At 72.2% G+C, this 26,536-nt stretch carries 27 protein-coding genes; 19 read left to right on the plus strand and 8 right to left on the minus strand.

Going from position 1 to position 26,536, the window contains the following annotated elements:
- Window positions 1-129 precede the first annotated feature (129 nt).
- From FM076_RS23450 to FM076_RS23500, 11 genes are all read left to right on the plus strand, one after another.
- Window positions 130-1,407 carry a L,D-transpeptidase gene (locus tag FM076_RS23450; protein WP_173872921.1) on the plus strand — a complete coding sequence of 426 codons (1,278 nt, stop codon included), beginning with the start codon at window positions 130-132 and terminating at the stop codon, window positions 1,405-1,407.
- A 255-nt stretch (window positions 1,408-1,662) separates the two neighbouring features.
- The gene (locus tag FM076_RS23455) at window positions 1,663-2,934 is read left to right on the plus strand and encodes an Ig-like domain-containing protein (RefSeq protein WP_173872922.1); all 1,272 of its coding nucleotides are present in this window, start codon (window positions 1,663-1,665) and stop codon (window positions 2,932-2,934) included.
- Window positions 2,935-3,080: 146 nt separating this feature from the next.
- Window positions 3,081-3,872 (plus strand): enoyl-CoA hydratase/isomerase family protein, encoded by a 792-nt coding sequence (locus tag FM076_RS23460; protein WP_173872923.1) that lies wholly within the window; start codon window positions 3,081-3,083, stop codon window positions 3,870-3,872.
- Window positions 3,873-4,269: 397 nt separating this feature from the next.
- A complete protein-coding gene (locus tag FM076_RS23465; RefSeq protein ID WP_243275064.1) occupies window positions 4,270-4,770 on the plus strand; it encodes an ATP-binding protein in 501 nt (166 codons plus the stop codon).
- Window positions 4,771-4,822: 52 nt separating this feature from the next.
- Complete coding sequence (locus FM076_RS23470; RefSeq protein ID WP_173872925.1) at window positions 4,823-5,116, plus strand: hypothetical protein; 294 nt, start codon at window positions 4,823-4,825, stop codon at window positions 5,114-5,116.
- A gap of 246 nt (window positions 5,117-5,362) precedes the next feature.
- Window positions 5,363-5,686 carry a plasmid stabilization protein gene (locus FM076_RS23475; protein WP_173872926.1) on the plus strand — a complete coding sequence of 108 codons (324 nt, stop codon included), beginning with the start codon at window positions 5,363-5,365 and terminating at the stop codon, window positions 5,684-5,686.
- 77 nt (window positions 5,687-5,763) lie between these two features.
- Entirely contained in the window at window positions 5,764-6,294 is a 531-nt protein-coding gene (locus tag FM076_RS23480; RefSeq protein WP_173872927.1) for a DUF1360 domain-containing protein, read from the plus strand.
- A 168-nt stretch (window positions 6,295-6,462) separates the two neighbouring features.
- Window positions 6,463-6,999, plus strand: a complete 537-nt coding sequence (locus FM076_RS23485; protein WP_173874955.1) for a Dps family protein — start codon at window positions 6,463-6,465, stop codon at window positions 6,997-6,999.
- Window positions 7,000-7,276: 277 nt separating this feature from the next.
- Window positions 7,277-9,358, plus strand: a complete 2,082-nt coding sequence (locus FM076_RS23490; protein ID WP_173874956.1) for a SpoIIE family protein phosphatase — start codon at window positions 7,277-7,279, stop codon at window positions 9,356-9,358.
- 39 nt (window positions 9,359-9,397) lie between these two features.
- Entirely contained in the window at window positions 9,398-11,326 is a 1,929-nt protein-coding gene (locus FM076_RS23495; protein WP_173872928.1) for a glycosyltransferase family 2 protein, read from the plus strand.
- A gap of 381 nt (window positions 11,327-11,707) precedes the next feature.
- Complete coding sequence (locus FM076_RS23500; protein WP_173872929.1) at window positions 11,708-11,998, plus strand: hypothetical protein; 291 nt, start codon at window positions 11,708-11,710, stop codon at window positions 11,996-11,998.
- Between the two features lie 82 nt (window positions 11,999-12,080).
- Here the strand turns inward: FM076_RS23500 and FM076_RS23505 are convergent, their stop codons facing one another.
- Entirely contained in the window at window positions 12,081-12,737 is a 657-nt protein-coding gene (locus tag FM076_RS23505; RefSeq protein WP_173872930.1) for a TetR/AcrR family transcriptional regulator, read from the minus strand.
- A gap of 177 nt (window positions 12,738-12,914) precedes the next feature.
- On the opposite strand from FM076_RS23505, the gene FM076_RS23510 reads away from it, so the two are divergent.
- Together FM076_RS23510 and FM076_RS23515 are read left to right on the plus strand one after the other, a co-directional pair.
- Window positions 12,915-13,544 carry an MSMEG_1061 family FMN-dependent PPOX-type flavoprotein gene (locus FM076_RS23510; protein WP_173872931.1) on the plus strand — a complete coding sequence of 210 codons (630 nt, stop codon included), beginning with the start codon at window positions 12,915-12,917 and terminating at the stop codon, window positions 13,542-13,544.
- A gap of 23 nt (window positions 13,545-13,567) precedes the next feature.
- A complete protein-coding gene (locus FM076_RS23515; RefSeq protein WP_173872932.1) occupies window positions 13,568-14,476 on the plus strand; it encodes a PDR/VanB family oxidoreductase in 909 nt (302 codons plus the stop codon).
- A 191-nt stretch (window positions 14,477-14,667) separates the two neighbouring features.
- Here the strand turns inward: FM076_RS23515 and FM076_RS23520 are convergent, their stop codons facing one another.
- From FM076_RS23520 to FM076_RS23540, 5 genes are all read right to left on the minus strand, one after another.
- Complete coding sequence (locus tag FM076_RS23520; protein ID WP_173872933.1) at window positions 14,668-15,330, minus strand: DUF305 domain-containing protein; 663 nt, start codon at window positions 15,328-15,330, stop codon at window positions 14,668-14,670.
- 91 nt (window positions 15,331-15,421) lie between these two features.
- The gene (locus FM076_RS23525; RefSeq protein ID WP_173872934.1) at window positions 15,422-15,832 is read right to left on the minus strand and encodes a DUF6153 family protein; all 411 of its coding nucleotides are present in this window, start codon (window positions 15,830-15,832) and stop codon (window positions 15,422-15,424) included.
- A 79-nt stretch (window positions 15,833-15,911) separates the two neighbouring features.
- Window positions 15,912-16,106 (minus strand): hypothetical protein, encoded by a 195-nt coding sequence (locus FM076_RS23530; protein ID WP_173872935.1) that lies wholly within the window; start codon window positions 16,104-16,106, stop codon window positions 15,912-15,914.
- Window positions 16,107-16,133: 27 nt separating this feature from the next.
- Window positions 16,134-17,084: a hypothetical protein gene (locus FM076_RS23535; protein ID WP_173872936.1), complete on the minus strand. Its 951-nt coding sequence runs from the start codon at window positions 17,082-17,084 to the stop codon at window positions 16,134-16,136.
- A gap of 409 nt (window positions 17,085-17,493) precedes the next feature.
- The gene (locus tag FM076_RS23540; protein WP_428814986.1) at window positions 17,494-18,168 is read right to left on the minus strand and encodes a LysE family translocator; all 675 of its coding nucleotides are present in this window, start codon (window positions 18,166-18,168) and stop codon (window positions 17,494-17,496) included.
- Between the two features lie 375 nt (window positions 18,169-18,543).
- On the opposite strand from FM076_RS23540, the gene FM076_RS23545 reads away from it, so the two are divergent.
- From FM076_RS23545 to FM076_RS23555, 3 genes are all read left to right on the plus strand, one after another.
- The gene (locus FM076_RS23545) at window positions 18,544-19,293 is read left to right on the plus strand and encodes an SDR family oxidoreductase (RefSeq protein WP_173872937.1); all 750 of its coding nucleotides are present in this window, start codon (window positions 18,544-18,546) and stop codon (window positions 19,291-19,293) included.
- A gap of 102 nt (window positions 19,294-19,395) precedes the next feature.
- Complete coding sequence (locus tag FM076_RS23550) at window positions 19,396-20,619, plus strand: low temperature requirement protein A (protein WP_243274615.1); 1,224 nt, start codon at window positions 19,396-19,398, stop codon at window positions 20,617-20,619.
- A 92-nt stretch (window positions 20,620-20,711) separates the two neighbouring features.
- Window positions 20,712-20,903 carry a hypothetical protein gene (locus tag FM076_RS23555; protein WP_173872938.1) on the plus strand — a complete coding sequence of 64 codons (192 nt, stop codon included), beginning with the start codon at window positions 20,712-20,714 and terminating at the stop codon, window positions 20,901-20,903.
- Between the two features lie 1,341 nt (window positions 20,904-22,244).
- Here FM076_RS23555 and FM076_RS23560 read toward each other — a convergent pair.
- Window positions 22,245-22,928 (minus strand): transferase, encoded by a 684-nt coding sequence (locus FM076_RS23560; protein WP_173872939.1) that lies wholly within the window; start codon window positions 22,926-22,928, stop codon window positions 22,245-22,247.
- An 82-nt stretch (window positions 22,929-23,010) separates the two neighbouring features.
- Between FM076_RS23560 and FM076_RS23565 the strand changes: the two genes are divergently transcribed.
- The gene (locus tag FM076_RS23565; RefSeq protein WP_173872940.1) at window positions 23,011-23,886 is read left to right on the plus strand and encodes a glycosyltransferase; all 876 of its coding nucleotides are present in this window, start codon (window positions 23,011-23,013) and stop codon (window positions 23,884-23,886) included.
- Here the strand turns inward: FM076_RS23565 and FM076_RS23570 are convergent, their stop codons facing one another.
- Entirely contained in the window at window positions 23,887-24,990 is a 1,104-nt protein-coding gene (locus FM076_RS23570; RefSeq protein ID WP_173872941.1) for an NAD-dependent epimerase/dehydratase family protein, read from the minus strand.
- A gap of 229 nt (window positions 24,991-25,219) precedes the next feature.
- Here FM076_RS23570 and FM076_RS35065 point away from each other — a divergent pair, with 229 nt between their 5' ends.
- Both FM076_RS35065 and FM076_RS35070 read left to right on the plus strand, forming a co-directional pair.
- A complete protein-coding gene (locus tag FM076_RS35065) occupies window positions 25,220-25,828 on the plus strand; it encodes a helix-turn-helix domain-containing protein (RefSeq protein WP_345945184.1) in 609 nt (202 codons plus the stop codon).
- Window positions 25,815-26,528 carry a hypothetical protein gene (locus tag FM076_RS35070; protein ID WP_345945185.1) on the plus strand — a complete coding sequence of 238 codons (714 nt, stop codon included), beginning with the start codon at window positions 25,815-25,817 and terminating at the stop codon, window positions 26,526-26,528. Before FM076_RS35065 ends, FM076_RS35070 begins: the two co-directional genes overlap by 14 nt.
- The last annotated feature ends 8 nt before the right edge of the window (window positions 26,529-26,536 follow it).

Below are 26,536 nucleotides of genomic sequence, written 5' to 3' on the forward strand. Positions count from 1 at the left end.
ACACGTGTGAGCGAGGTGTCCCCGCCGCACGCGCTTCGTTGGTCCGGACGTCCGCGTGGGAGGCACCCGCGCGCGATCAAGGGCACCAGCCAACGCGCCGGACAGCAGCGACACAGGAACGGGGAGGCCATGGGACGGGGCGCACGGGGTACGACGGCAGGGGACGGCGGGGCGTCGCGCTCCACCGCCTGGGTGATGCGCGTGCTGGCGGCACTGCTGGCGCTGCTGTGCGCCGCGCCCGCCGGCTGCGGCGTCATGGACGACGGCAAGCCGCCGGAGGACGCCATCCGGGTGACCCCGAAGGACCGGTCGCACGGCGTGCCGACCGACGCGCGGGTGGAGGTCTCCGTACCGGAGGGCAGGCTGCGCAGCGTCCGTATGCAACGCGTGGGCAAGGACGCGGGCCGTCCCGTCGCGGGCCGGTTCTCCGCCGACCGGCGCAGCTGGCGCCCGCTGCCCGCCTCCGCCGGTCAGGCCGCCGGACGCGCGGGCGGGCAGCGCGGGGACAGGGTGCTCCAACTGGCGAGCACCTACGAGGTGGACGTGGTGGCCGTGGACGGCGAGGGGGACCGGGTGATCCGGCACGCCACGTTCTCCACCCGCGTTCCGCCGCACCGCTTCGTCGGCTACTTCCGCCCCGAGCACAACCAGACCGTGGGCACCGCGATGATCGTCTCCCTCGACTTCAGCCGCCCCATCGCCGACCGGGCCGCCGTCGAGCGCGCGATCCGGGTCAGCTCCGAGCCCCGGGTGCCGGTGGCCGCGCACTGGTTCGGCCCCGGCCGGCTGGACTTCCGGCCGCGCACCTTCTGGCAGCCCGGTACGCGGGTCACCCTCGATCTGCGGCTGCGCGACGTGCGCGGGGCGCCCGGCGTCTACGGCACCCAGCGCAAGAGGGTGCGCTTCACCATCGGCCGCGACCAGCGCAGCGTCGTGGACGTCGGCCGGCGCACGCTGACCGTCCAGCGGGGCGGCAGCACCGTCGAACGGTTCAAGATCACGGCCGGGACGAAGAAGAACCCCACCTACAACGGCCACATGGTGATCAGCGAGAAGTTCGTCAAGACCCGGATGAACGGCAGGACCGTGGGCTTCGGCGGCGAGTACGACATCAAGGACGTGCCGCACGCCATGCGGCTGACCCGCAGCGGCACCTTCCTGCACGGCAACTACTGGGCGCCGCGGCGCATCTTCGGCACGAAGAACACCAGCCACGGCTGCATCGGGCTGGCGGACAAGCGCGGCGGGGACGCGAAGTCGCCCGCCGGCCGGTTCTTCCGCCACTCGCTCGTCGGCGACCTGGTGACCGTGCGCGGCTCGCACGACAGGACGGTGGCGCCGGGCAACGGGCTCGGCGGCTGGAACATGTCCTGGGAGAAGTGGGTGGCGGGCTCGGCCCTGCGGTGACCCCGTCCGGCCGGCGGCGGACGCCGTCCGGCCCGGGCCGGCCTCCTTCCCGCCTCCTTCCGGCCTCCCCAAAACCGCGACCGAACGGTGACCCGCGGGGCGAGTGACCTGTCACTCCGGTGTGGTTATCTAACAAGGCGGACGCACGCCGTCGTTCAGCTGCCGTTCACCGGCCCGGCGGCGGTGCGTCCACGCGTGTTCGGGGGCGCACACGGGTGCGCGAAGCCGTGTGAGGACGTGAGGGATGGGGCCGGCGTGGATCTGAGAACCGTGGCCAGGGACAAGCTCAAGTGGGAGACGCTCCGCGGGGACGGCCGCGCCCGGGTGATAGGCGGTTCCGCCGCCGGACTCGTCGTGCTGCTCGTCGTCCTGCTGCTCACCCTCACCACCTGCGGGGGCGGTGGCGGGTCCGGGGCGCGGGCCAAGGGCAAGGACGGCGAACAGGCCGCCAAGGGCCCCTCCCGGGCCGTCGTGACCATCTCCCCCAAGGACGGCGCCGACGGCGTCAGGACCTCCGGCGCCCTCAAGGTGGCCGCGGCCGAGGGCAAGCTGACCGAGGTCACGGTCAAGGACAGCAAGGACAATGAGGTCGCCGGCCGCCTCACCGACGGCGGCAGGGCCTGGAAGCCCGCCACGCACCTGGCCGCCGGCACCAGGTACACGGTCGACGCGGTGGCGAAGGACGCCGAGGGCAGGGCCTCCGCCAAGCACGCCTCGTTCACCACCTTCGTGCCGCGGAACACCTTCGTCGGCTACTTCACGCCGGAGAACGGCGACAAGGTGGGCGCCGGCATGCCCGTCTCCGTCACCTTCAACCGCCCGGTGGCCGACCGGGACGCCGTCGAGAGGGCGATATCCGTCACCGCCGACCCGAAGGTGCGGGTCGAGGGCCACTGGTTCGGCAGCCAGCGCCTCGACTTCCGGCCGCGGGAGTACTGGAAGGCGGGCACGAAGGTCACCCTCGACCTCAACCTCAGCGGTGTCGAGGGCGCCGACGGCGTCTACGGCACGCAGCGCAAGACGGTGCGGTTCACCGTCGGCAGGCAGCAGGTCAGCGTCGTGGACGCCAGGAAGAAGACCATGACGGTGATGCGCGACGGCAAGAAGATCAAAACCATTCCGATCACCTCCGGCAGCCCCGCCAACCCGACCTACAACGGCAGGATGGTCATCAGCGAGAAGCACGAGGTCACCCGGATGAACGGGCAGACCGTGGGCTTCGGCGGCGAGTACGACATCAAGGACGTGCCGCACGCGATGCGGCTGAGCACCTCGGGCACCTTCATCCACGGCAACTACTGGACGCCCAAGTTCCAGTTCGGCAAGGTCAACGCCAGCCACGGGTGCGTGGGCCTGCACGATCTGCGCGGCGGCGGCGCCAACGGCTCCCCGGGCGCCTGGTTCTTCCAGAACTCGATGATCGGCGATGTCGTCGAGGTGAGGAACTCCCAGGACGAGACGATCAGACCGGACAACGGGCTCAACGGCTGGAACATGTCGTGGGAGAAGTGGACGGCCCCGCAGTGACCTGGCACGCGGGCGTCGCCGGGGACGCCTGAGGGCGGCGGTCCGCCGCCGGCTGCCGGCACGACCGGGTCCGCCGTCGTCCGGTCCCGGTGCCGTGCGGAACGGCACCGGGTCCGCCGCGCGGAACGGCCGTTAACCTTCCCCGCATGACGATTGACGAAGCCAGCGGCGCCACCGCGCGCCTCGAGGTCGAGGACGGCGTCGGCACCCTCCGGCTGGACCGGCCCAAGATGAACGCCCTCGACATCGCCACCCAGGACCTGCTGCGCGAACTCGCCGGGGAGGCGGCACGCCGCGAGGACGTCCGCGCCGTGGTGCTCTACGGCGGCGAGAAGGTGTTCGCGGCGGGCGCGGACATCAAGGAGATGCGCGAGATGGACCACGCCGCGATGGTCCTGCGCTCCCGCGGCCTCCAGGAGGCGTTCACCGCCGTCGCGCGGATCCCCAAGCCCGTCGCCGCGGCCGTCACCGGCTACGCGCTCGGCGGGGGCTGTGAGTTGGCGCTCTGCGCGGACGTGCGGTTCGCCGGACAGAGCGCCAAGCTGGGCCAGCCGGAGATCCTGCTCGGGCTGATCCCCGGGGCCGGCGGGACCCAGCGCCTGTCGCGGCTGGTGGGACCGAGCAAGGCCAAGGACCTCATCTTCACCGGCAGGATGGTGGAGGCGGCCGAGGCCCACAGGATCGGGCTGGTCGACCACGTGGTGCCCGACGCGGAGGTCTACGAGCAGGCACACGCCTGGGCCGCACGGCTGGCGCGCGGCCCGGCACTGGCGCTGCGCGCCGCGAAGGAGTCGGTCGACTTCGGCCTGGAGGCGGACATCGAGACGGGCCTGGCGCTCGAACGCACCTGGTTCTCCGGCCTGTTCGCGACTCAGGACCGGGAGATCGGCATGCGCAGCTTCGTCGAGGAGGGCCCCGGCAAGGCGCGCTTCACCTGACGGAGCCGGCTCCCGGACGGAACCGGGCACCACACGGGCCCCTCACAGCCCTCCGCGGGCTCCGCGCGGGCCCCTCACGGCCCCTCGCGGCCTCTCCCGGGCCCCTCGTGGAGCGTGGCTCCGGCCGGGAGCCGGGTGGGGTGGTCGGGGGTGGCGTAAGCATGTCGTCTGCGAGCGCCCCACCGTGTGGGGGAATTGGTTTCCGCACCTCTTCCCGGTCCCGCCGCCCGCTTGTGGCGCGTTGTGATCACTTGGGCACCCGTTGTCCTGCCAGGTCAGAGCGTGACTGCGCGGCGCGGGCCGGCATCCGGGCGGCGTCCGCGGGCATCCGGAGCGGGCATCCGCCCGCCTCCGGAAACCCGGGAACCGGCCACGAGGCGTGTCACCTGGCGTCATGATGGGGGCCATGGCGGGTCAGGGAGATGTGGCGAGCGTGACCGAACGGGTTCCAGAAGACCCCGCGGGGGCACCGGACGCCGAGCCGGTGAGTACCGTCCTCGACCGGGCGGGCGATCCGACCGTACGGGAGGTTCCGCTGCCGAACCGTCCCGAGTCGGCCCGGCTGGCGCGCGGCCTCACCCGGGCCGTCCTGCACCAGCGGTGGGCCGCCCCGGCGCAGGTGACCGAGCACACCGTGCTGCTCGTCTCCGAACTCGTCGGCAACGCCGTGCGGCACACCGGCGCGCACACCATCGGCATCCGCATGCTGCGGCGCTCCGGATGGATCCGCGTGGAGGTGCGCGATCCCTCGCGCGGGCTGCCCTGCCTGCTGCCCGTCGGCGAGCTGGACACCAGTGGACGCGGCCTCTTCCTCGTGGACACCCTCGCCGAGCGCTGGGGCGTCGATCTGCTGCCCCGCGGCAAGACGACCTGGTTCGAGATGCGGGCCGTGGAGTGAGCGCGCTCGACCCGGCCCTGTGCGGGGCCTGGGACGACGCGCCCCTGGGGCCATGGAGGCGAGTGAACTCGTCCTCGCGCCCGACGGCACGGGCTGGAGCAGGCTGACGAACGCCGCCGGTGCCGACGACACCACCCGTCTCACCTGGAGCTGCCCGCGTCCGGGCCTGCTGGTGCTGCGCGAGACGTCCCTCGCCGAGGGCGGCGGCCCTTCCGTCCCGGCGGACGGAACGCTGGAGACCGGGTACCGGCTGGGGGAGGAGGACGGGCGCACGGTGCTGGAGCTGGAGCAGCCCGTCGAGTTCACCTGCCGCTACACCCGCACGGGCGACGCCCGGCGCCCCTGACCCGGCTCGCCCGGTCCGGTTCGGCCGGGGTGGCACGGTTCCCGGGGGCACGGTTCGCGGGATTCGGCTTGCTGCCCGGCGTGCCCGGCCCGGCGGCCGGTTCATGTGTGGCGCTCCGTGTGCGTGGAACCCGCGCCGTCGAACGCGCCGGTGCGGTCGCCGTCCGGCCCGGGAGGGCCGACGATGGAGGCGAACGAAAGCCCCATATCGGGTGAACCGGTACGCACGACACGGTACGGAGGAACCATGCCTGCAGGGTCGAACTCCAAGCGCGAGCGGCAGTACGAGCACATCAAGGAGGGCGCCAGGAAGCGGGGCACCTCCACCGGCCGGGCCAAGGAGATCGCGGCCCGCACGGTGAACAAGGAGCGCGCCCAGAAGGGTGAGTCCAAGAGCGCCAGCCGCACCTCCGTGCGCGACAAGTCCGCACCCCGGCGCGGGGGGCAGCGCTCCCACACCGGCTCCGGCGGCCCCACCCGCGACCAGCTCTACAACGAGGCCAGGCAGCGTGGCGTCAAGGGCCGCTCCCACATGAACAAGCAGGAACTCCAGCGCGCGCTCGGCCGCTGAGGACCCCGGGCCGGGCGGGCGTTTGGCCGCAGGCCGGACGGGAACCCCGTGGCGCACGGTATGGGAGGTAGCGCTGTATGCCGGACAAGCCGCGGACACCCCGCGAGGTGGCTCGGAAGCACGAGCACCACTACGCGCCGGACGACGAGCGGCCGCTCGCGGGCTATCTGACCGTCCTCGCGTCCTTCGGCACCGGCATCGCCGGGGCCGCGCTCGCCGCGCGCCGCGCCGGGCGCCGGGCTCCGCAGGACCTGAGCCCCCGTGAGCTGGTGCTGCTGACACTGGCCACGCACAAGCTCTCCAGGATGCTCGCCAAGGACGCGGTGGTCAGCCCGCTGCGGGCGCCCTTCACCCGGTACCGGGGCACCAGTGCCCCGGCCGAGGTGGCGGAGGAGGTCCGCGGCACCGGGCTGCGGCACGCCGTGGGGGAGCTGGTGACCTGCCCGTTCTGCCTGGCCCCCTGGGCGGCCTCCGCGCTGCTCGTCCTGCACGCGGCGTCCCCCGCCACCGCCCGCACCTGCCTCAGCGGGCTGGCGGCCGTCGCGGGCTCGGACTTCCTCCAGTTCGCGTACGCCGCCGCGCAGGAGCGGCACTCGCCACAGGACTGACCGGACCGCCGGCGGCCCCGCCGGTACCGCCCTCGCGCAGGCCGCGCAGACCCCGTCCCGTATCCCCCCGTTCACGTCTGCGATCTCTGAGGACTCTGAGGATTGGAGTGCATCGTGGCAGCCAACGCTTCCAACAACGGCTCGACCCCGTCCTACACCGTTCCTGGCATGTCCAAGAGCGACGGCGGCGACGTCATCCAGCTCCTGCGGATGCGCCTGCACGCCCTCAACGACCTGGCGCTGACCCTCAAGCACGTCCACTGGAACGTCGTCGGGCCGCACTTCATCGCCGTCCACGAGATGCTCGACCCCCAGGTCGAGGCCGTCCGTGAGATGATCGACAACACGGCGGAGCGCATCTCCACCCTCGGCGGCTCCCCCTGGGGCACCCCGGGGCGGCTGGTCGCCGAGCGCACCTGGGACGACTACGCGCTCGGCCGGGCCGAGGCCATCGAACACCTCGGGGCCCTCGATGTCGTCTACACCGGAGTCATCGAGGACCACCGCAAGGCGGTGCAGGCCACCGAGACCTCCGACCCGGTCACCCAGGACCTGCTGATCGAGCACCTGCGCCAGCTGGAACTCTTCCAGTGGTTCGTCCGCGCCCACATCGAGAACTCCGGGGGCGGGCTCTCCACCGGCCCGGACGACTCGGAGAAGGCGGCGGCGGGCAAGGCCGCCGACCAGGCCCGCGGCAAGCCCTGACCGCCCGGGCCCGGCCTGCCCCTGACCCTCCCGCACACCGCCCCCTCGTGCGCCTTCCGGCACCGACCGGCGAGAGCCCCGCCGCACCCGGCGGGGCTCTCGCCGGTCCGGCCGCCCCGGTGGGCGGCTCCCCCGTGCGGGGGTCACGCGGGTGCCGGGTCCCGACGGGCGGGCCCGGCACCGCCGCCGCATGATGGGGGAGGTGGCCTCGGTCAGGGGGCTACCGGGGCTGCCGCTGAGCGGGGACGTTCCGGGGCCGCGCTACCGGGAGACAGCGATGCACCGCTTCCGCGAACCGAACAGGGGGTCCGGCCCGCGCGGCGACCCCCCGGTCGCCGCCCACGTCGCTCTCGCCGTCAACGGCATGGGCAGTTTCGTGTGGGACCTGACGACCGGAAAGATGCGGTTCGACGACGCCGGACTGGCCGTGATGGGCTTCCTGCCCGGGGAGTACGACAACCGCCCGGCGACACTGGCGCGGCACATGCTCGCGGAGGAACTCCCCGAGATCCAGGCCCAGGTGGGCCGGGCCCTCAAGGAGCGGACGGGCTACAGCCTCTACTTCCGGGTCCGGCACCGGGACGGCTCGCTGCGCTGGACCCACACCCAGGGCACCGTCGTCTCCGACGACCGGGGCCGCCCCGGCCAGGTCATCGGCATCATCCGGGACGCCAGCCAGGAGCTGCGGGCCGTCGACCAGACGAGGGAGCTGCGCCAGGCCAAGAGCGACCGGCGCCGCCAGGCCGACATCGTCGGCCACGTCAACGAGGCCCTCGCCCCCACCGTCACGGTGGGCGACGTCGCCGAGGCGCTCACCTCCACCCGGCTGCTGCACCGGCTCGGTGCCGCCAGCATCATCCTGGGCCTGGTCGACAACGGCCGTCTGGGACTGGTCGGCTCCAACGGCGTACCCGACGACCTCGTCCGCGACTTCCACCTGGCCCGCATCGACCAGCCGCTGCCGCTGAGCGAGGCCGTCCGCACCCGGCAGCCGGTGTTCGTCACCGACCGGGAGGAGTTCGTCCGGCGCTACCCGGGGCTGCGCGGCTACCTGCGGATGGTGCCGTGGGCCACCGCCGCCGTCTACCTGCCGCTGATCGCGCACGACCTGCCCATCGGCGCCGTCGGCCTCACCTTCCACGGCAGGGCCCGCTTCACCCACGACGAGCGCACCGTGCTGACCGCGCTCAGCAGCACCATCGCCCAGTCACTCCAGCGGGCACTGCTCTACGACCAGGAACACGAGCTGGCCGCCGGACTGCAGACGGCCATGCTCCCCGGCCACATCCCGCATCTCCCCGGCCTGACCATGGCCACCCGCTACCGGCCGGCGCGGACCAGGGGCGGCATCGGCGGCGACTGGTACGACGCCGTGACGCTGCCGGACGGGCGGATCGCCGCCGTCGTCGGCGACGTCCAGGGGCACGACGTGACGGCCGCGGCCGTGATGGGACAGCTGCGCATCGCCCTGCGCGCCTACGCCGCCGAGGGGCATCCGCCCACCACCGTGATGGCCCGCGCCTCCGCGTTCCTCGCCGAACTGGACACCGACCGGTTCGCCACCTGCCTGCTGGTGCTGCTCGACCCGCACACCGGGGTCGCGGTCAGCGTCCGCGCGGGGCACCTGGAGCCCCTGCTGCGCCGCCCCGACGGCAGCTGCGTCTGGCTGGACACCCCCGGCGGGCTGCCGCTCGGACTCGCCGCACCCTCCGCCCACCCCGCCTACACGACCACCGAGACGGTCCTGGAACCCGGCTCCACCCTGCTGCTGTGCACCGACGGGCTCATCGAGTCCCGCACCCAGGACATCGACCAGGGCCGCGACCAGCTCGTCGAAGCGCTGCGGTCCGGTCCGGTGCGCCCCGACCCGCTGGCCGACCACCTGCTGCACACCATGTCCGCGTTCACCGGACAGGAGGACGACGTCGCCCTGCTGCTGCTCCGGCGCGCCGCGGGCAGGAGCCACGCCGCGCCCCAGATGGCCGTCTCCATCTCCCCCAACGACCCCCACTCCCTCCACGCGGCCCGGCAGGCGCTGCGCACCGCGCTGCGCCGCTGGTCGCTGGGGTCCCTCTGCGACACCGCGGAGCTGCTCGCCAGCGAGATGGCCACCAACGCGCTGCTGCACACCGAGGGGGACGCCACGCTGACCGCCCGCCCGGTCCGCAACGGCGGCCGGGCCCTGCGTATCGCCGTCACCGACACCTCGCCGGCCTCCCCGCAGCGCCGCGCCGCCACCGAGCAGTCCACCTCGGGCCGCGGCCTGATGCTCATCGAGGAGCTGGCCACCGACTGGGGCGTCGAGCCGCGCGGCAACGGCAAGCGCGTCTGGTGCGAGATCCCCCTCACGTCCTCCTAGGGGGAATGAACCGCACGGCGACGGGCACGCGGCACAAGGATGTCCACCACCCGAAAGGCCGCAGTGCAGTCCATATCCGCATCCGCGAGCAGCCGCCAGGAGCCGGGGTCCGAGCAGCTCAAGGTCAGTGTCGTCGTCCCCACGTACAACACGGGGGAGGCGGTGCTCACCGGCCTGCGCTCCTTCCTGGCGCAGACCATGCCCCGTTCCCTGTTCGAGGTCGTCTATGTGGACGACGGGTCGAGCGACGAGACCGTGGCGCTGCTGGAGGCGGAGATCGCCCGGCAGGGCGCCCAGGAGACGGTGCGGGTGCTGCGCGCCGAGCACTCCGGCTGGCCGGGGCGGCCGCGCAACATCGGCACGGACGCGGCGCGCGGCGAGTTCGTCCACTACGTGGACGACGACGACCACCTGGCTCCCGAGGCGCTGGAGCGCACCTACGCGCGCGCGTGCGAGACCGGCGCCGACATCGTCATCGGCCGGATGGCCGGGCACGGGCGGAAGGCGCCGCGCGCCCTGTTCGAGAAGCCGCTCACCTCCAGCGATCTGCGCACCGACACGACCCTGCTCGCCTCGATGACGGTGCACAAACTCTTCCGCCGGTCCTTCCTCGACGCCCACGGCCTGCGCTTCCCCGAGGGGAGGGTGCGCCTGGAGGACCACATGTTCACCCTGCGCGCCTTCCTGCTGACCGACCGGGTCGCCACGGTCCACGACTACACCTGCTACCACTGGGTGCGGCACACCGACGGCAAGCACAACGTCAGCTACACGACGATCGAGCCCGGCCCCTACGTGGACAGCGTCCGCAAGGTCCTCGCCATCCTGGACGCGCCGGACACCCAGGTCCCGCCCGGCCGGCACCGCCACCGGCTCGCCGCCAAGTGGTACGGCAACAAGGCGCTCGACCGGGTCGCCGGCAAGCGGCTGCTGGACCAGCCCCCGGAGCGCCGGGCCGCGTGGATCGACGCGGTCGGCGCCCTGGCCGCCGGCATGCCGCCGGAGGCCGACGCGGCACTGCCCACCCGGCTGCGGGTCGTCGCGGCCCTCGCCCGGCACGGTGACCGCGCGCTGCTGGAGGAGCTGGCCGCCTTCGAGGCCGGGATCGTCCACCGCCCGAAGGCGGAGTCGGCCCGGTGGCGGGACGGCCGGCTCCAGGTCCGCTGCTCCAGCTCGCTGGTCCGCCGCCGGGGCAGGGGGCGCGGCGCCGTACCGCTCGTCTTCCAGCGCCCCGACGGACCGGGCCGGGGCCGTCTCCTGCTGCGCCTGCCGCCCCGCGTCGCGGCCGTCTCCCCGGTCGCCGACGCGGCGGACTTCGCCAGGGCCGTACGGCGCAGCAACGTCCGCGGCCAGCTGCGGCACCGCGAGAGCGGCACCGTGCTGAACCTGCCCGCCACCTGGCGGGTCACCGAGGAACCGGTCACCGAGGACGTACGGGCGGCGGGCGGCCGGCTGCGGCGGCTGGCCGCGAGGGCGGCCTCGCTGCTGCGGGGCCGCCGCCGGCGGCCGGGAGCGCTCACGCTGCGCTACGAGGCGGAGTTCACCGTCGACCCGGCCACCGCCGACCACGGCCACCCCCTCGCCCCCGGCACCTGGGACCTCCGCTTCCAACTGGGCGTCGGCGGCTGGCGCACCGCCCAGCCCCTGCCCGGCCACACCCTCCAGATCCCGGACCGGGCCGAGCGGCCCGCCCCGGCCGCGGGGATCGCTTCGGCGGCGGGGGCCGCTTCGACCGAGCGAGTCCCGCCTGACGCACCGGACGCGCCTGACGCGCTGGACGAACCGGACGCGCCGGACGCGTCGACCGAACCGGCCGGGCACACCGGCCCGGCCACCGAGTCGGCCGGGCCGGACGCCTCGCCGTCTCGTCGGCCGCGGCCGCGTCTTCCGCGGGGACGGCGGTCGCACGACCAGGAGAACGGGGCCCGCCGGACCCGGGACCGGGGCCGGGCGACGGCCCGCCGCTGAGCGGCCCTCGGCAGGCACCCGGGCCCGGCAGGCATCCGGGCCCGGCAGGTGCGTGCCCCTGGCAGGTGTCTGTCCCTGGCCGGTGTCTGCCCCCAGCCGGTGCCTGCCTCTGGCTGGTGTCTGCCCCCAGCCGGCGCCTGGCCCTGGCTGGTGCCCGCCTCGCCCCTTACCGGTGCCCTCCCCCTTACCGGCGCCCTCCCGCCCTGCCGGTGCCCGGCCCCCGGCCGGCTCGTCGCCTTTGCCGGGGCGCGTTCCCCGTGAACTTTCGGGCCGCGTGGCGCATCAGATCACCGGACGGGGCGGTTCGGCCGCCACGGTCCGCGTGCTGCGGGCGGGACGGCGGCCGGTCGGCGAGGCGTGAGAACGGGGCAGGTGAGAGCAGTGGGCGAACCGCGGAACGAGGAGACGCGGCGGGGCCGTCGCGGCGGCGGTGCCGAGGACCGATCGGGCGCACGGTCCGGGGACGGGCGGCGGCCCGGTGTCCAGGCGGCCGACGTGCTGGGCGCCCTCGCGCTCGCGGTCGGTGTCGTGCTGGGTGTCGGCTCGTGGCGCTCGTACGCCGACGGGAGCGCGGTCCGAGAGGGCGCGGGCGCGGGCGACGAGGACCAGGGGCGTGCGCTGGTCAAGCCCAAGGAGGTCCTCAAGCCGGTGGCGGCGCCCTCGGCCCCCTGAGCGGTACCGGGACCGCCCGGACCCGGTGGCCGAGGGCCGGCCGCCGGACCCGGCAGCCGCACGGGCGGGTGCCCTCCGGCGGTCAGGAGGGTTCCTTCCCGTCCCCGCCGTCCCCCTTCGGCGGTGCCGTGAGGTAGGCGGTGAGCATGGCGACGAGCTGGTCCTCCAGCCGGTGGGCGTCGATCGTGTCGGGTTCGGCGATGAGGTGGTGGACCACCCGTTCGACCGTGGAGACGAGGAGCCGGGCGGCGACGTGGGTGTCCTCGACGCGTACCTCGGGGTGCCGGGCGAGCAACCGCTCGGCGAAGGCGACGTGTTCGCGCTCGTTCCGGGCGATCTTCTCCAGCAGCTCGGGGGAGCGCGGTGTCTGCTCGAACATGATCCTGAGCAGGTTCGGGTCGTGGCGGTGGTTGTGGATGGCGGCTCGCACCTGGCCGCGGATGATGTCTTCGAGGGCGTCGGGGAGTTCGTCGTCGCGCTGCTGTCTGCTGATGTCCATGCCGGCGTCGAGGTGCATGGTCATCAGTTCGAGCAGGATCGCATCTTTGTTCGGGTAGTACTGGTAGAGCGAGCCGATCGAGACCCGCGCCTGTGCGGCGATGCGGTTGGTGGTCCCCGCGGCGTACCCGTGCTCGGCGAAAACGTGAGCAGCGGCGGCGAGGATGCGCTGCCGGGTCAGCTCCGCCCGGGCCTGGCGTGGCTGTTTACGTGGCTGAAGTCCCCGTCGGTCGGACGGCATGGCACCTCCTGGGCAGCGCCTCGAAAGCGAGTGGCAAAGACCTGAGTTATTGCTCAGAATAGGGCCATGAGCTGCGGCGCAGCACAAGGGTGCCGCCGATCGCAGAGGGCGCGGACCCGGCCGCGACGCCAGGTCCCGGGCGCCCGGCGCGCTGTCCCGCATCCGGAAGGAGCCTTCATGACGCATGCCCGCACGCGCCCCCGGCCGGTGCCGCCGGCCGAGGTCCGAGCCCGGCTCGGGGAGCCCGAGGGCCGGGTCAAGGACAAGATCCTCGACCACATCGACGACCAGTTCCGCCGCTTCATCGCGCATTCGCCGTTCCTGACCATGGCGACCGCGGACGCCGCGGGACGTGCCGACTGCTCACCGCGCGGCGACTATCCGGGGTTCGTGAAGGTCCTCGACGCCCACACGCTCGCCATTCCCGACCGGCCCGGCAACCGGATCGCCGACTCGTTCCGCAATCTCGCCGAGAACGACGGGATCGGGCTGCTGTTCCTCATCCCGGGCATGCGGGAGACGCTGCGGGTCAACGGCAGCGCGTACCCCACCGACGAGCCCGAGGTGCTGGCCCGTATGCAGACCGAGGCCAGGCAGCCGAAGCTGGCGATCGTCGTGGAGGTGGCGGAGGCGTACGGGCACTGCGGCCGGGCGCTCATCCGGTCGCGGCTGTGGGACCCGGCGAGCCAGGCGCTCGCCGGCGAGATGCCGACGATGGGCGAGATGGTGGCCGAGCAGCTCGGGCTCGACATCCCCCCGGCGCAGCTCGACCAGGCACTCCAAGAAAACTACCGGCATCTCTACTGACCACGCCCCGAGGTGAAGCACCGATGCAGCAGACCGTCATCGACCGGATCGAGCCGGTCGCCGAGGACGTCGTCTCCCTCACCCTGCGCGGTACCGACGGGCCGCTGGCCCCTTGGGAGCCGGGAGCGCACATCGACCTGAGCCTGCCCAACTGGCTCACCCGCTCCTACTCGCTGTGCGGGGACCCGGCCGACCGGGAGCGCTACCGCGTGGCGGTACGGCACGATCCGCTCAGCCGCGGGGGCTCCGAGTACGTCCACCGCTTCCTGCGCCAGGGCCGCCCGCTGGAGGTGTCGCTGCCGCGCAACCACTTCCCGCTGCTGCCCGCCGCGGAGTACCTGTTCCTGGCCGGCGGCATCGGCATCACCCCGCTGCTGCCGATGCTGCGGGCGGCGGCCGGCGCGGGCGTCCCGGCGTCGCTGGTGTACGTCGGGCGGACGACCGCGAGCATGCCGTTCCTCGACGAACTGCGCTCCCGCCACCCCGGCCGGGTACGCGTCGCCGCCACGCGGCGTGACGGCAGGCCCGATCTCGCCGCCCTGGCCGCCACGCTGCACCCGGACGCCCTGGTCTACTGCTGCGGCCCGGCGCCGATGCTCGCCGCCGCACAGGCCGCGTTCCCCGCCGGGCAGCTCCAGGTGGAGCGGTTCCGTCCGGCGGCCAGGACGTTCCCCGCCAACACCCCGTTCGAGGCGGTGTGCGCCCGCTCCGGCCGCACCGTCCAGGTCCCGGCGGACACCTCGCTGCTGGACGCCCTGGTCCACGCCGGACTCCCGGTGGCCTCCGGGTGCCGCGAGGGTGTCTGCGGAAGCTGCGAACTCGCCCTGCTCGACGGGGAGCCGGAGCACCGGGACGACATCGGCGCTCCCCGGGGCCGGATGTACCCCTGTGTCTCGCGCGCCGTGTCCGAACGGCTCGTCGTGGACCTGTGAACGGCCGCTGGTTCCGGCGGTTCGGGGAGGGCCGGGCGATGTGCGGGGCCGGCCAGGACACCGGTGCGCCGCGAGTGCCGACGGCGGGTGCCGACGGCGGGCGGTGGGGGAGGGCGGTGACGGAGGTGCCCGCACCCCTCACCACCGGGTGAGGGGCGCCGGGCACTGGGCCGCCAGGCGCCCCGGGCGCGTCAGCCCTTGCCGAGCAGCTTGTTCATCCGCGTGATCTCGCTGGTCTGCGCGGTGATCACCTCGTCGGCGAGCTTCTTGGCGGGCCCGTACGTCCCGTGCTTCTTCTCGGTCCGGGCCATCTCCACGGCGCCCTTGTGGTGCTCGACCATCATGGTCAGGAACCGGGTGTCGAACGTCTTGCCGGAGGACTTCTCCAGCTCCTCCATCTGCTTGCGGTCCGTCATCCCGGGCATCCCGGAGCCGTCCCCGGGATCTCCGTGGTTCCCGTGGTCCATGTCGCCGTGCTCCATCCCCGACATGTCCTCGGGGACCTTCTCGCCCCAGGACTCCAGCCAGCCGGACATCGTCCTGATCTCGGGCGCCTGCGCCTTCTCGATCTTCTTGGCGAGATCCTTGACCTGGCCGGAGGAGGCGCGGGAGGCCGCCAGGTCCGACATCTCCACGGCCTGGCGGTGGTGCGGGATCATGCCCGTGGCGAAGTCGACGTCCGCCTTGTTGTGGTTCCCGTCCTTCTTCGGCGAGGCGGACGAGGACGAGCCGCCGCCGTGACCGTTGTGGCCGCCGGAGGCATCGTCGTCGCCGCAGGCGGTCAGGGCGAGCGAGGCGGTCACGGCGGCGGCGGTCAGGGCCGCGCCGCGGAAGAGGGAACGGTGCGTGGTCATGCGTGAACTCCTGTGTGGTGCGGATGTGTACATGCCGGTGCGCACGCCGGCCCGTTCCCCGAAAGGAGGGCCCGCGCGGCGCGGGCGGCGTCTATATCCGCAGGAGCTGGAGTTCCGACAGGGACGGTGGCGCCCGTCCGCCCTCCGCCTCACGGGGGGCCGAGACCTGCCGCCGAGGGGGCGGGCCGGCCAGGGGGAGCGGCGAGACGGCCAGGGCCGGCAGCGCCGGGGCACCGGAGGTCCCGGCGGCCACGCACAGATCGTCGGCGTGCGCGCTGTGCCGCGCCGGGACGCCGCCGTGGCACGCCCGATCCTGTGCCCGGTCGCTCGTGGTCATCCGGTGCTGGGCCGCGCGCACGGTGCCGTGGTGCCCGGCGTCACCGGGCGCGGGGACGGAACCCAGACCGTGCATGCCCAGCAGCCCCGCCAGGAGCAGGGCGACGAGCACGGCGCGCGCCCACAGCGCTCGCTGCGGGGTCGGGCGGTGCTCGTTCCGGTTCACGGCGCCCATCGTAGGGACCGGGGGAGCGCCGGGGGTCGAACGGGGTCGGGACGCCGTGGTGCACCCGTAGCGGAGGCCGTCAACGGCCGCGTCCTGGGCAGCCGTTAGCGCGTGCGGTGCCGCCCGTGCCGCCGCTTCCGCCCGTTCCGCCGGTCCCGGCGGACTGCTCCAGGCGAGTGGCCACCGCCCGGAGCAGCGCCGCGCTCGCCGCGCGGACGACGCGGACGACGGGGTGCGCGAGGGTCCTGCGGAGCGCGTCCGCGCGCGGTGCCATGCTCGTCCTTCCGATGGTGACTTCGGTTCAGTGCTGGTGGTGTGCGGGCGGGGAAGCCGGTGCGGCACCGTCCTTTCCGGCGCCCGCTCGCACGGTGAAGGCCGCGGTGCGGACCTTGCCCTCGTGCTTGAAGTCGAGGAAGAGGCGGTAGCTGCCCTCGCTCGGCGCGGTGGTGGTGAACGAGACGCCCGGCCCGGCCTTGGTCCTCCCGTCGCCCGGCGTGCCGTTGGGGTGGACGTGCAGGTACCCCAGGTCACCGGCGCGCAGCGCCACCAGGTGCCCGTAGGCGCCGAGGTAGGGCTGGAGATCGGTGACAGGCTTGCCGTCGCGCGACACCTTCAGCCTCAGCTCCCGCGCGGACCCCGGTGTGAGCTTCCCGTCCAGGGACACCCGGTATCCGTCCTCGACGGTGGCGGTGGGGGCGGGCTCCGGCAGCTCCTCGGGCTCGTACGTCCCCGAGACGGCGAGGTCGGTGCCGAGGGTGACGCCCTCGGAGGTGCCGCGCGGGACGAAGTCGGCGAAGAGCCGGTAGTCCCCGGCGCGCGGCAGCTCGGTGCGCAGGCTCCACTCCCCGCTCTTGTCGCGCTCGGGGTGCAGATGGCGGTAGGTGGCCAGATCGCGCGAGGCGAGTACCAGGTGCAGCTCCTTCTCGTGCTCCTTCTTGTAGGAGACGACGGCGTCGCCCTCCTTGTCGCGCACCACGAAGCGCAGCTCCCCGCTCTTGCCTGCGGTCAGCCGCGGGGTGCGCAGGTCGAGCCGGTAACCGCGCTCCGCACTCTGGAGGCCGCCGGGCGGCTCCTGGGCTCCGCCGTGCTCCGCGGCGCCCGGCTTCCCGCGCGCATCCTGGCCGCCGTGATCGCCGTGGCCGCTCGCCTGCGGCGAGGTGATCGGGTCGACGGCCGCGCCGATGCCGTACGCGCCGGAGAAGGTGGCGGCGAGCACGGCGGTGAAGACGGCGATCTTTCCTGCGGTGTTCATGGTGGCTCCCTGTCCCTGCGCGGTACGGCCCCCTGCGGGCCACACGAGGAACATACCCCCGGGGGGTAAGAAGTCAAGTCGGAGGACGATTTGCGATGGACAGGGGGAGGGGGTACACGCCGTCAGTGCCGACCTACCGCGCGGGGTATGTATCGAGGTGCCGGACAAGCTTCTCGGAGAGCAATCCCCATGCCGGAAACGCTCGTGGACCGGACCGCGGGCACCTCGTTCTGCTGCACCACCGACGGAAGCTGTCACCCGGGCAGTGCGGAGAGCGCGGGAAGCACCACAGCCTCCGCCTCCGCCACTTCCACCCCCCACCGACCTGGGGAAGGGACCGGTTCCGTACGACCCCCATGCGACGCGAGGGGGCGGGGCGGGTGAAGAACGCTTCCCCCGCCCCGCCCCCTCAACCCTCGGATGTGGCCGGACTCAGCGCAGGGCGGCCACCGCGCCGTTGCGTTCGGTGGCCATCCGGACGGCGAAGCCGGCCAGCGCGGTGCCCCTCACATAGCGGTGCACGCTCTGCCAGAGCGGGTGGCGGGCGAAGAATCCGGCGACGGAGCCGGCTATCACGATGAAGAACGCGTTGCCCGCGACTCCGACCGCGATCTGGGTGAGCCCCCAGCAACAGCCCCTGGAGGCCGACATCGCCGCGTTCCGGGTCGACGAACCGCGGCAGCAGCGAGATGTAGAGGATGGCCACCTTGGGGTTGAGCACGCAGGTGAGGAGGCCCATCAGGAAGAGCTTGCGGTCCCCGTCCGGTGCCAGTTCCTGGGGCGCGAAGGCGGACCGGCCGCCCGGCCGGACGGCCTTCCAGGCCAGCCAGAGCAGATAGCCCGCTCCCGCCAGCTTGATCGCCAGGTAGATCTCCGGTACCAGCGCGAAGACCGTGGCGATACCGGCGGACACCGCGACGAGGTAGACCAGGAAGCCGAGGGCGACCCCGGCCGGCGAGACCAGCCCCGCCCGGCGGCCCTGGGCGATCGAGCGGGAGACCAGGTAGACCATGTTCGGTCCCGGTGTCAGCACCATGCCGAGTTCCACCACCGCGATCCCCGCTATCGCTCCCAGCCCGATCACGGCATGACCTCCGCACATACGTTCGCCTGGGTGCAACGTAGCAGCTCACGGCCGTGCGGGGCTCAGCGCGTCGAACCGGGACAGTCACCCACCCCGGGAGTGTCGTCCTCCCTGCTCCCCTCCTGCTCGCCGAAGGGTCTGACCTCGTTGTCGGCGCACTGGGCGGTGCTGGTGGAACCCCGTGGTGCGGCAGGGGTGCTGGAGCCGGCGCCGGCTGTGCCCCGGACGCCGGTCCCCGGACACGTCCGCCCGCGTCACGTACCCGATTGCCCTGTTGTGGGCTGCGCGGCGGCCCCGGTGGCTCATGTCCGGAATATCCGCTTAGGTAGGAGGAAGCGACCACCGCACGGATCACCCTCCAAGGAGGTGCTGGGCATGGCCGACACCACGCTGCGCGACAAGGTGGCCGTCATCGGCGGGGGCGAGAAGAACCTGGGCGCTCTGATCAGCAGGACGTTCGCCGAGGACGGGGCGAGGATCGTGGTGCATTACCACACCTCGGAGAAGGAGGCCGAGGAGACCGTCCGGGCCATCCAGGACGGCGGCGGGAAGGCCGTGTCCGTGCAGGGGGATCTGACGAGGGTCACGGACGTGCGGCGGCTGTTCGAGACCGCGGTGGACACCTACGGCGGCGTCGATGTCGCGGTCAACACCACCGGGATGGTGCTGCGCAAGCCGATCCTGGAGACCACCGAGGACGAATACGACCGCATGTTCGGAATCAACGCCAAGGCGGGGTACTTCTTCCTCCAGGAGGCCGGGCGGCGCCTCAACGACCACGGCCGGATCATCAGCCTGGGCACGTCCCTGCTGGCGGCCTTCACGGACGGCTACTCCACGTACGCGGGCGGCAAGGCACCGCTGGAGCACTTCACCCGGGCGGCGGCCAAGGAGTTCGCCGACCGGTTCATCTCGGTGAACGTGGTGGCCCCGGGACCGATGGACACACCGTTCTTCTACCCGCAGGAGACGCCGGAGCGGGCTCGGTTCCACGCCTCGCAGGCCATGGGCGACCAGCTCACCCGTATCGAGGACATCGTCCCCCTGATCCGGTTCCTGGCCACCGAGGGCTGGTGGATCACCGGCCAGACGCTGTTCGCCAACGGCGGCTACACCACCCGCTGACCCCGCCGCGCCCCGGCCGGCCCGCGGGCATTGCCCGGCACCGCCACGGGACCCAACCCTCTGCTCCGGGGCCGGCCGGGCCCGGCACGCGAAGGAGGCCGGATGAGCAGCGGCGGTGACAGTGCGGTGGAGCGGGGCGGACCGCTGCGGCGGGTGATGCGCGGGCGCGATCCGGGCGAGGAGCACCGCGCCTCGACACCGCTGGAGCTTCTGTTCGACCTGACGTTCGTGGCCGCCGTCTCGCAGGCCGCCGTGCAGCTCCACCACGCCCTGGCCGAGGGCCACTTCGGCAGCGGCCTGGCGGGGTACGCCGCCGTCTTCTTCGCGATCTGGTGGGCCTGGATGAACTTCACCTGGTTCGCCTCCGCCTACGACACCGACGACGTGCCCTACCGGGCGCTGACGCTGGTGCAGATGGCCGGGGTCCTGGTGCTGGCCACGGGGGTGCGGGCGGCGTTCGACGGGGACTTCGCGACCGTCGTCGCGGGGTACGTCGTCATGCGCCTGGCGCTGCTCACCCAGTGGCTGCGGGCCGCGGCCGAGCACCCGGAGGGCCGCCGGACCGCGCTGCGGTACGCGGCGGGCATCGCCGTCGTACAAGCCGGGTGGGTCGCCCGGCTGTGGAGCACGGGCGCGGGGGCCCCGGCCACCTTCGTGGTCCTGGTGGCGGCCGAACTCGCGGTGCCCGCCTGGGCGGAACACCGGGGCGGCGCGACCAGTTGGCACCCCGGCCACATCGCCGAACGGTACGGCCTGTTCACCATCATCGTGCTCGGCGAGGTCATCCTCGCCAGCCTCGCGGCCGTGCGGTCGGCGGTGACAGGACACGGCCTGTCCGCCGCCATCGTGCTGATCGCCGCCGGCGGGCTGCTGCTCGTCCTCGCCCTGTGGTGGATCTACTTCACCGGCGGCGGCGCCGGACTGACCAGCCTGCGGATCGCCCTGGTGTGGGGTTACGGGCACTACGGGGTCTTCGCCGCCCTGGCCGCGCTCGGTGCCGGGCTGGAGACGGCACTGGACGCCGCCGAGCACCACGCCCACCTGTCCGAGCGGGCCGCCGCCCTCACCGTGGCGGTACCCGTGGTCGCCGTGCTCCTGCTGCTGGGCGTCCTGCACCGCGCGGCCGGCACCGGCGCCGTCGGACACGGCCTGCTGGTCGTGGCCGGCGCACTCGTGGTGTCGGCCCTGGCCCTGGCCGCGCCCGCGCTCGGCGTGGGGCCCGCGGTGCTGGGCATGGGCCTGGCCGTCGCCGCGACACTGGCGGCCAACCTCGTCGTGTTCCGCCGCCGCGGGAGAGGGGGCGGGCCCGCGGCTGCGCGACGGTGAGGACGTCCCCGCCCGCGCGGACTCGGGCGGGGACGGGTCACCTGGCGGTGACGCGCGTGCGCCCGGAGAGGGCCCCGGGCGCTCAGCACTCGATGACGTTCACCGCGAGCCCGCCCCGCGCGGTCTCCATGTACCTTCACCGCGGCCGACTCCTGATCACTGACGAAGCAGCGGTCGAAGAGGATGCGGCCTGCACGGTCGAGGAGTTCGCGGTACCGGGTGGCCAGGTCGAGATGATCAGGCGTCCGGTGAGAATGGATCACCTGGAAGCCGTGCTGCGCTGATAAGCGCTCCGCGAGCGTGCTCTTGCCCACCCCGTCTGGGCGTTCGAGGACGAGTGTGTCGTGGACGGTGGCCATCTCGTCGAGGTTCGCATCGCCAGCCATGCCTGCACAGCCTCCGTGTCGTCGAGGTGAGCGTGGACGGCGTACTGGATCGTGAGGTTGCGCCAGTTCGGCTCGCGGCCGGAGGCGTGGGTATACGACGGGCGCAGGTGGACCGCCGCGATCCGCGCGCCAGTTGCGAGGGCGGCGCCGATCAGCAGAGCGGTACCGGGAGGGGTCTCCGGCCCGGAGACGTCCGCTCACCGAGTCGGTCGGCGACCAGCCGCTCGAACTCATGATGGTGATCCCGCAGCGACACCAGACAGGAGAGCGTCTGATTGATGACGTTCTGATCCCGCGACCGCTTGTACTCGACGATCACCGGAGTGCCGCTCTCATCCAGCCCGAGCGACTCGACCCGACCCAGGTGCCGACCAGTCCGGTACTCCGTGGCCAGGAGCCGGATGCCGAGTCGCCTCCATGCTCGCCTCGATCAGCGACTGCAGCTGACGCTCCACCGGCACCGACGCACCCGGTATCTCCGTCGCTTGACCACCTCTGACCCGGAATACCTTCAGGTCGACCATGTACTCCTCCCCGCTTCAGCAGGATTACTGACAGGCAGGAATCGAAGCGGCCACGCGCTCATTCCCGGGTGGTCAAGGTGACCTCAACTGCGGCGTTATACCGCCCCGCACACCGTCGGCTTCGACTTGTTGCAGTGTGCTCGGTCTGCGGCGGCCAGCTCAAGATGGCCCGGCGGGAGCGTAAGGGCGACGTACGAGTCAGTTTCGGGGTTAACCGGCTCGTGAATCGGAGCAGGAGGTCCTGTCTCGTAAACGAACTGAAGGAAAATGCTTGCCCGTCACTACAAACGCTATGGTCAGCAAGTGTCGACCCCGCGCCTGCGGGGATGCTCCCTGGTCGAGCTGCGAGCGGCGTTGGACGCGGCGGAGCAACGGGCTCGGCGGGGGGGATGCCAAGCGCCGCGAGCGGGCCCGCCGTCGAGCGGCATGACGCTGGCAGACGCGCCGCGTTCGTCTCAGCGCTGAGTGCGGAAGTGGCATCTCGCCAGGACGCCTGATCGTCAGACACGACGCAGCCCCGCTCGGAAGTATCCAGACGGGGCTGTGTCATTGCGGGCCATGTCTGCGGACGGTGCACTTTTTACGCGTTGTCGACGAGGAAGGTGACGGCCCGCTCGTCCAGTTCGGCGGCACGGCGCACGCCACGGGCGGTCAGAATGCCGTCGCTGGCGGCCATGCCTCCTTTGGCGCGGCGCTCTACACCACGGAGCACGGCTTACCGACTGCGTCGCACGTGCGTTTCGGCGGTGTGGGGCGCGGTCACGATGCTGCGCTCGGGCAAGGTGCGCCCAGCTAGGGTTACGCCGCTCGCGATGCGACAGTCACGGCCGACTGCCAGGCCGGGGCCGAGGCTGATGTTGTTGCCGGTCTGGACACCGTCGCCGAGGAGCACGCCGAAGCGTGGCGTGCCGCAGCGATAGATCCCTCCTGGTACCCGGAAACGGATCTCGCGCTCAGGCCGACTCAGGCGGGGGCTCCACAAGCTGATGGCTGCGGCCGTCACGTTCGCCGATAGGTGAGCCCTGGCGCCGACGAGGGTGCGGTTGAGGCCGATCCGGTGCCCGAGTACGGTTCCGTCGCCCACGAAGGCGCGGGTGACCTCGCAGTTGAAGCCGACGCTGACGCCTGCGCCGAGTACAGATCCGGCCCGTACCGTTGAGAACTCCCACACGCGGACGCCGGGGCCGATGATCACATCATCCCCGATGAGTGCTGTGCGGTGGATCTCGGCTGTCGGATGGATGCGGTGCCGGAGCACACTGAGCGCTTGGTGGTGCCACTCCTCCCAGGTCGCCAGGAATTGGGCAAGGTCGGCCTGCTCTAGGTCGGTGTACGGAGTGCCGGTAAGTAGCCCGGAGCCGGGCATGGTGATGTAGTCGCCGATTCGTAGCTGAGGCATGAACAACCTCCTTTGAGGGGGTCGGGTCCCGTCCCCGGGTCGTTAGCATCTGCGTAAGCCCCAAGGGACGGAGCGTTCATCTGTGAATCACCCGCGAATCGGCGTCGCCATCCTGACGATGGGCAACCGGCCTGCCGAGCTGATGGAACTGCTGGAGTCGGTCGCCGTGCAGGAGACGCCTGCTCAGCGGGTGGTGGTGGTGGGGAACGGGGCGCCGTTGCCAACGCTCCCGGAGGGGGTTACCGGCCTGGAATTGCCGGAGAATCTGGGCGTAGCTGGCGGCCGGAACGCCGCCTTGACCCGGCTGGCGGCCTTCGGGGACGTCGATGTGGTGGTGGACCTGGACGACGACGGGTTGCTGATCAGCCCGGACGTCTTCACCCGGCTCGTCGAGCTGTACGAGCGCGACGAGCGGCTGGGCGTCGTCAGCTTCCGCATCGCCGACGAGCGGGGCCGCACCCAGCGCCGGCACGTGCCGCGGCTGCGCGCAGGCGACCCGATGCGGGGCGGACCGGTCACCACGTTCCTCGGAGGTGGGCATGGGCTGTCGATGCGGATGTTGGAGGAGATCGGCGGCTGGCCGGACGCCTTCTTCTACGCCCACGAGGAGACGGACCTCGCGTGGCGGGCCCTGGACGCGGGTTGGAAGGTGCTCTACGAGCCGGAGCTGGTGCTCCAGCATCCGTGGACGTCACCGACCCGCCACGCGGTCTTCCACCGCATGGTGGCACGCAACCGGGTGTGGCTCGCCAAGCGCCACCTCCCGCTGCCCCTCGTCCCCGCCTACCTGGGCACCTGGACGCTCCTCACCCTCGCCCGCACCCGCTCGTGGGGCGGGCTGCGGGCGTGGTGGGGCGGTTTCGCCGAAGGAGTGCGCACCCCCTGTCCGCCCCGCCGGCCGATGCGGTGGGCGACGGTGTGGCGCATGACCCGCCTCGGCCGGCCTCCGGTCATCTGATCAGGCGGTCGCAGCCTCGGACTCGGCTCGCAGCCACGCGGGGATCGCCTCGGGCGTCTTGTCCAGCCAGTCCGCGTAGCGGGCCACTCCGTCCTTGACGGTGATCGTGGGCCGCCAGCCGAGCACCGTTTCCATGCGGTGGGTGGACGCGTAGCCGCCGAGCAGGTCACCGGGTGGCATCGGCGTCTCCACGAACCGCGTGCCTGGGTACTGCTCGGCGACCAGCTCGGCCACGGTGCGGATGCTGGTGGGGGTGCCGGTTCCGATGTTGACCGTCTCATTGTGGGCCCGCGGGGCGACAAGGGCCCGCACGGTGGCGGCGGCGATGTCCTCGACGTGGACCAGATCCCGGACCTGGTGGCCGCCGCCATTGAGGTACAGGGGCAGCCCCAGAACGGCGCGGGTGGCGAACCAGGCCACGACCCACGAGTGGCTGTTCTCCTTGATGACCTGCGGCTCTCCGTAGACGGAGAAGTACCGCACGACCGTGTATGAGGTGTCCACGGCGCCCAGCGTGAGAGCGGTCTGCGTCTCGCCCCACGCCTTGGTGTTGGCATAGACCGACATCGGCCGCAGTGGCGTTTGCTCGTGGAACTGCGGCGGGACCCGCCCGTAGACGGATTCCAGCAGCTTGCGCACGGTCCGGTATTCCTCGCACGGGCGTGCCCAGTCCTCCGGGTTACCGTTGCCGTAGACGCTGGCCGAGGAGACGAAGACGAGGCGGCGGACCCGGTCGCAGGCGGCCACGGCATCGAGCAGCACTTGGGTGCCGGTGATGTTGGTGTGAATCGCTGCCGTGGGCGTGCGGGTGCAGGCGGCGACGTCGGCGAGGGCGGCGGCGTGGATCACGTAGTCGGATTCGGCCACCGCCTCCCTCACGACGTCCGGCTTCTGGATGTTGGCGACGATGACGTTCGGGTCGGTAGGGTCGATCCCGAACACGTCGCGGTAGGTGTGGCGGGGATACGCATCCAGCGTGCACAACACACGCGGGCGGGCGCCCAATTGCGCGAGCTGGGCCGTGATGCGACTCCCGACCAGGCCAGCTCCTCCGGTCACCAGAACGGTCCGGTTGGCTACCTCTGACAGATACGTGGCACTCACGTTGCCTCCCTTGCGGTAGGTGGGAGAGCGAAGGCCGGGCCCTGGCTGGTACGGAAGTACGGGACCCGTGTCCTCCACGCGCCGGTGGATCGAAGCGCCCTACGGGACTGCTTCCGGCGGCGTGAAGTGGAGTCAACTAGCTGACAGCAGGCGGCAATAGGCCCCACCATGTAACCCTGCGTAGCCCTCTGTAACCCAGAGAGGGGGGACGGTGACGGAGTCGGAGGGGATGGCGGAGCTGATCCGCCAAGCCTGTGCGGAGCGCGGTTGGGGCCCATCCAAGCTTGCCCGGGAACTCGGTGTTGCCGCCGGGCGGGGACCACGGGGCATGTCACGTCAGTACGCACGGAAACTGCTGGCTGGAGAAAGGGCACCGGGGCAGTTGTGGCTCCCCGCGGTGACGGGTGTCTTAGGGGTTGAGCTGCCGGACCTCGGTTCCGGCACGCAAGCGGCTCCGGCCATGGATACCGTGGCCTCAGTCCTGGCCCTTGGAAGGAGCGATGTGAACCGTCGGACTTTCCTGGCCGCTTCAGGCGGCGCACTGTCGTTTCTCGGCATCCCCGACGCCGACGCCGTCACCCGCCGGTGCCGCTCAGCTCCCGCTGACGCGATACGAGTCGGCAAAGGGGAAGTACAGGCCATCAAGACCATGGTCAAGACGCTGGGCGACAACGCTGCCGAATACGGAGGCGGGCACGTCAAACACCTTGCCGTCCGCTACCTCACCCAGAACGCCGGCCCTTGGCTCAACGGTCGCTACAGCGAAGCCCACCGGGCGCGCCCTGTACGCCGCCACTTCCCAACTCGTCCATCTAATCGGCTGGATGTCGCAAGATGAAGGAGACGACAAGCGCCACCAGGACCTCACCCGCCACTACTACGCACACGCCTGGCGCCTCGCCGACGAAGCCCGGGAACCCGAACTCGCCGCAACCGCCCTGCGCGGCCTGGCCATTCAGTCCATCGCCCTCGGCCCCCGGCGACGAGCCGAATCGTATGCGCTCGCCGAGAAGGCCATGAGCTATACGAAGCACTTGAACGACCCACGGGCCCGCGCTTACTACGAGTCCACCTACGCAGAAGCCGCGGCCCTCGACGGCGACCGCGCCGCTGCGACTAAGGCGCTGTCCGCCTCCCAGACTCACATCGAGAGCACCGCCAGCGCACCTCCCGGCGAATCTTGGTCGTCCCACTTCACGATCGGACGCTGGGCCTACGCGTCGGGCATGATCCTGGCGAAGATGGGCGACCTGACCGCCGCGCAAGAACACGTGCAGCACGCGACGGAGACATACGGACTCGACCGGCGCCGCACCCGGGCAAATGTCCTCGGCCACCTCGGGGACATCCGCCTCCGTCAAGGCGACTTTGACGGCGCCCTAAGCGCCTGGTCGCAATTCCTGGACTGCGCCGAAGGAGTCCAGTCCGTGCGGGTACGGGACGCGGCAGAGGACATGCGCGTACGCCTGGCCCGGTATCCACACGACACCACCGCTCGCGAGCTATCCGAGCGTGCGTCCGGCCTGCTAATCACCTGACGACGCCT

The organism is Streptomyces albus subsp. chlorinus, assembly GCF_013302895.1.
Classification (GTDB): domain Bacteria; phylum Actinomycetota; class Actinomycetes; order Streptomycetales; family Streptomycetaceae; genus Streptomyces; species Streptomyces chlorinus.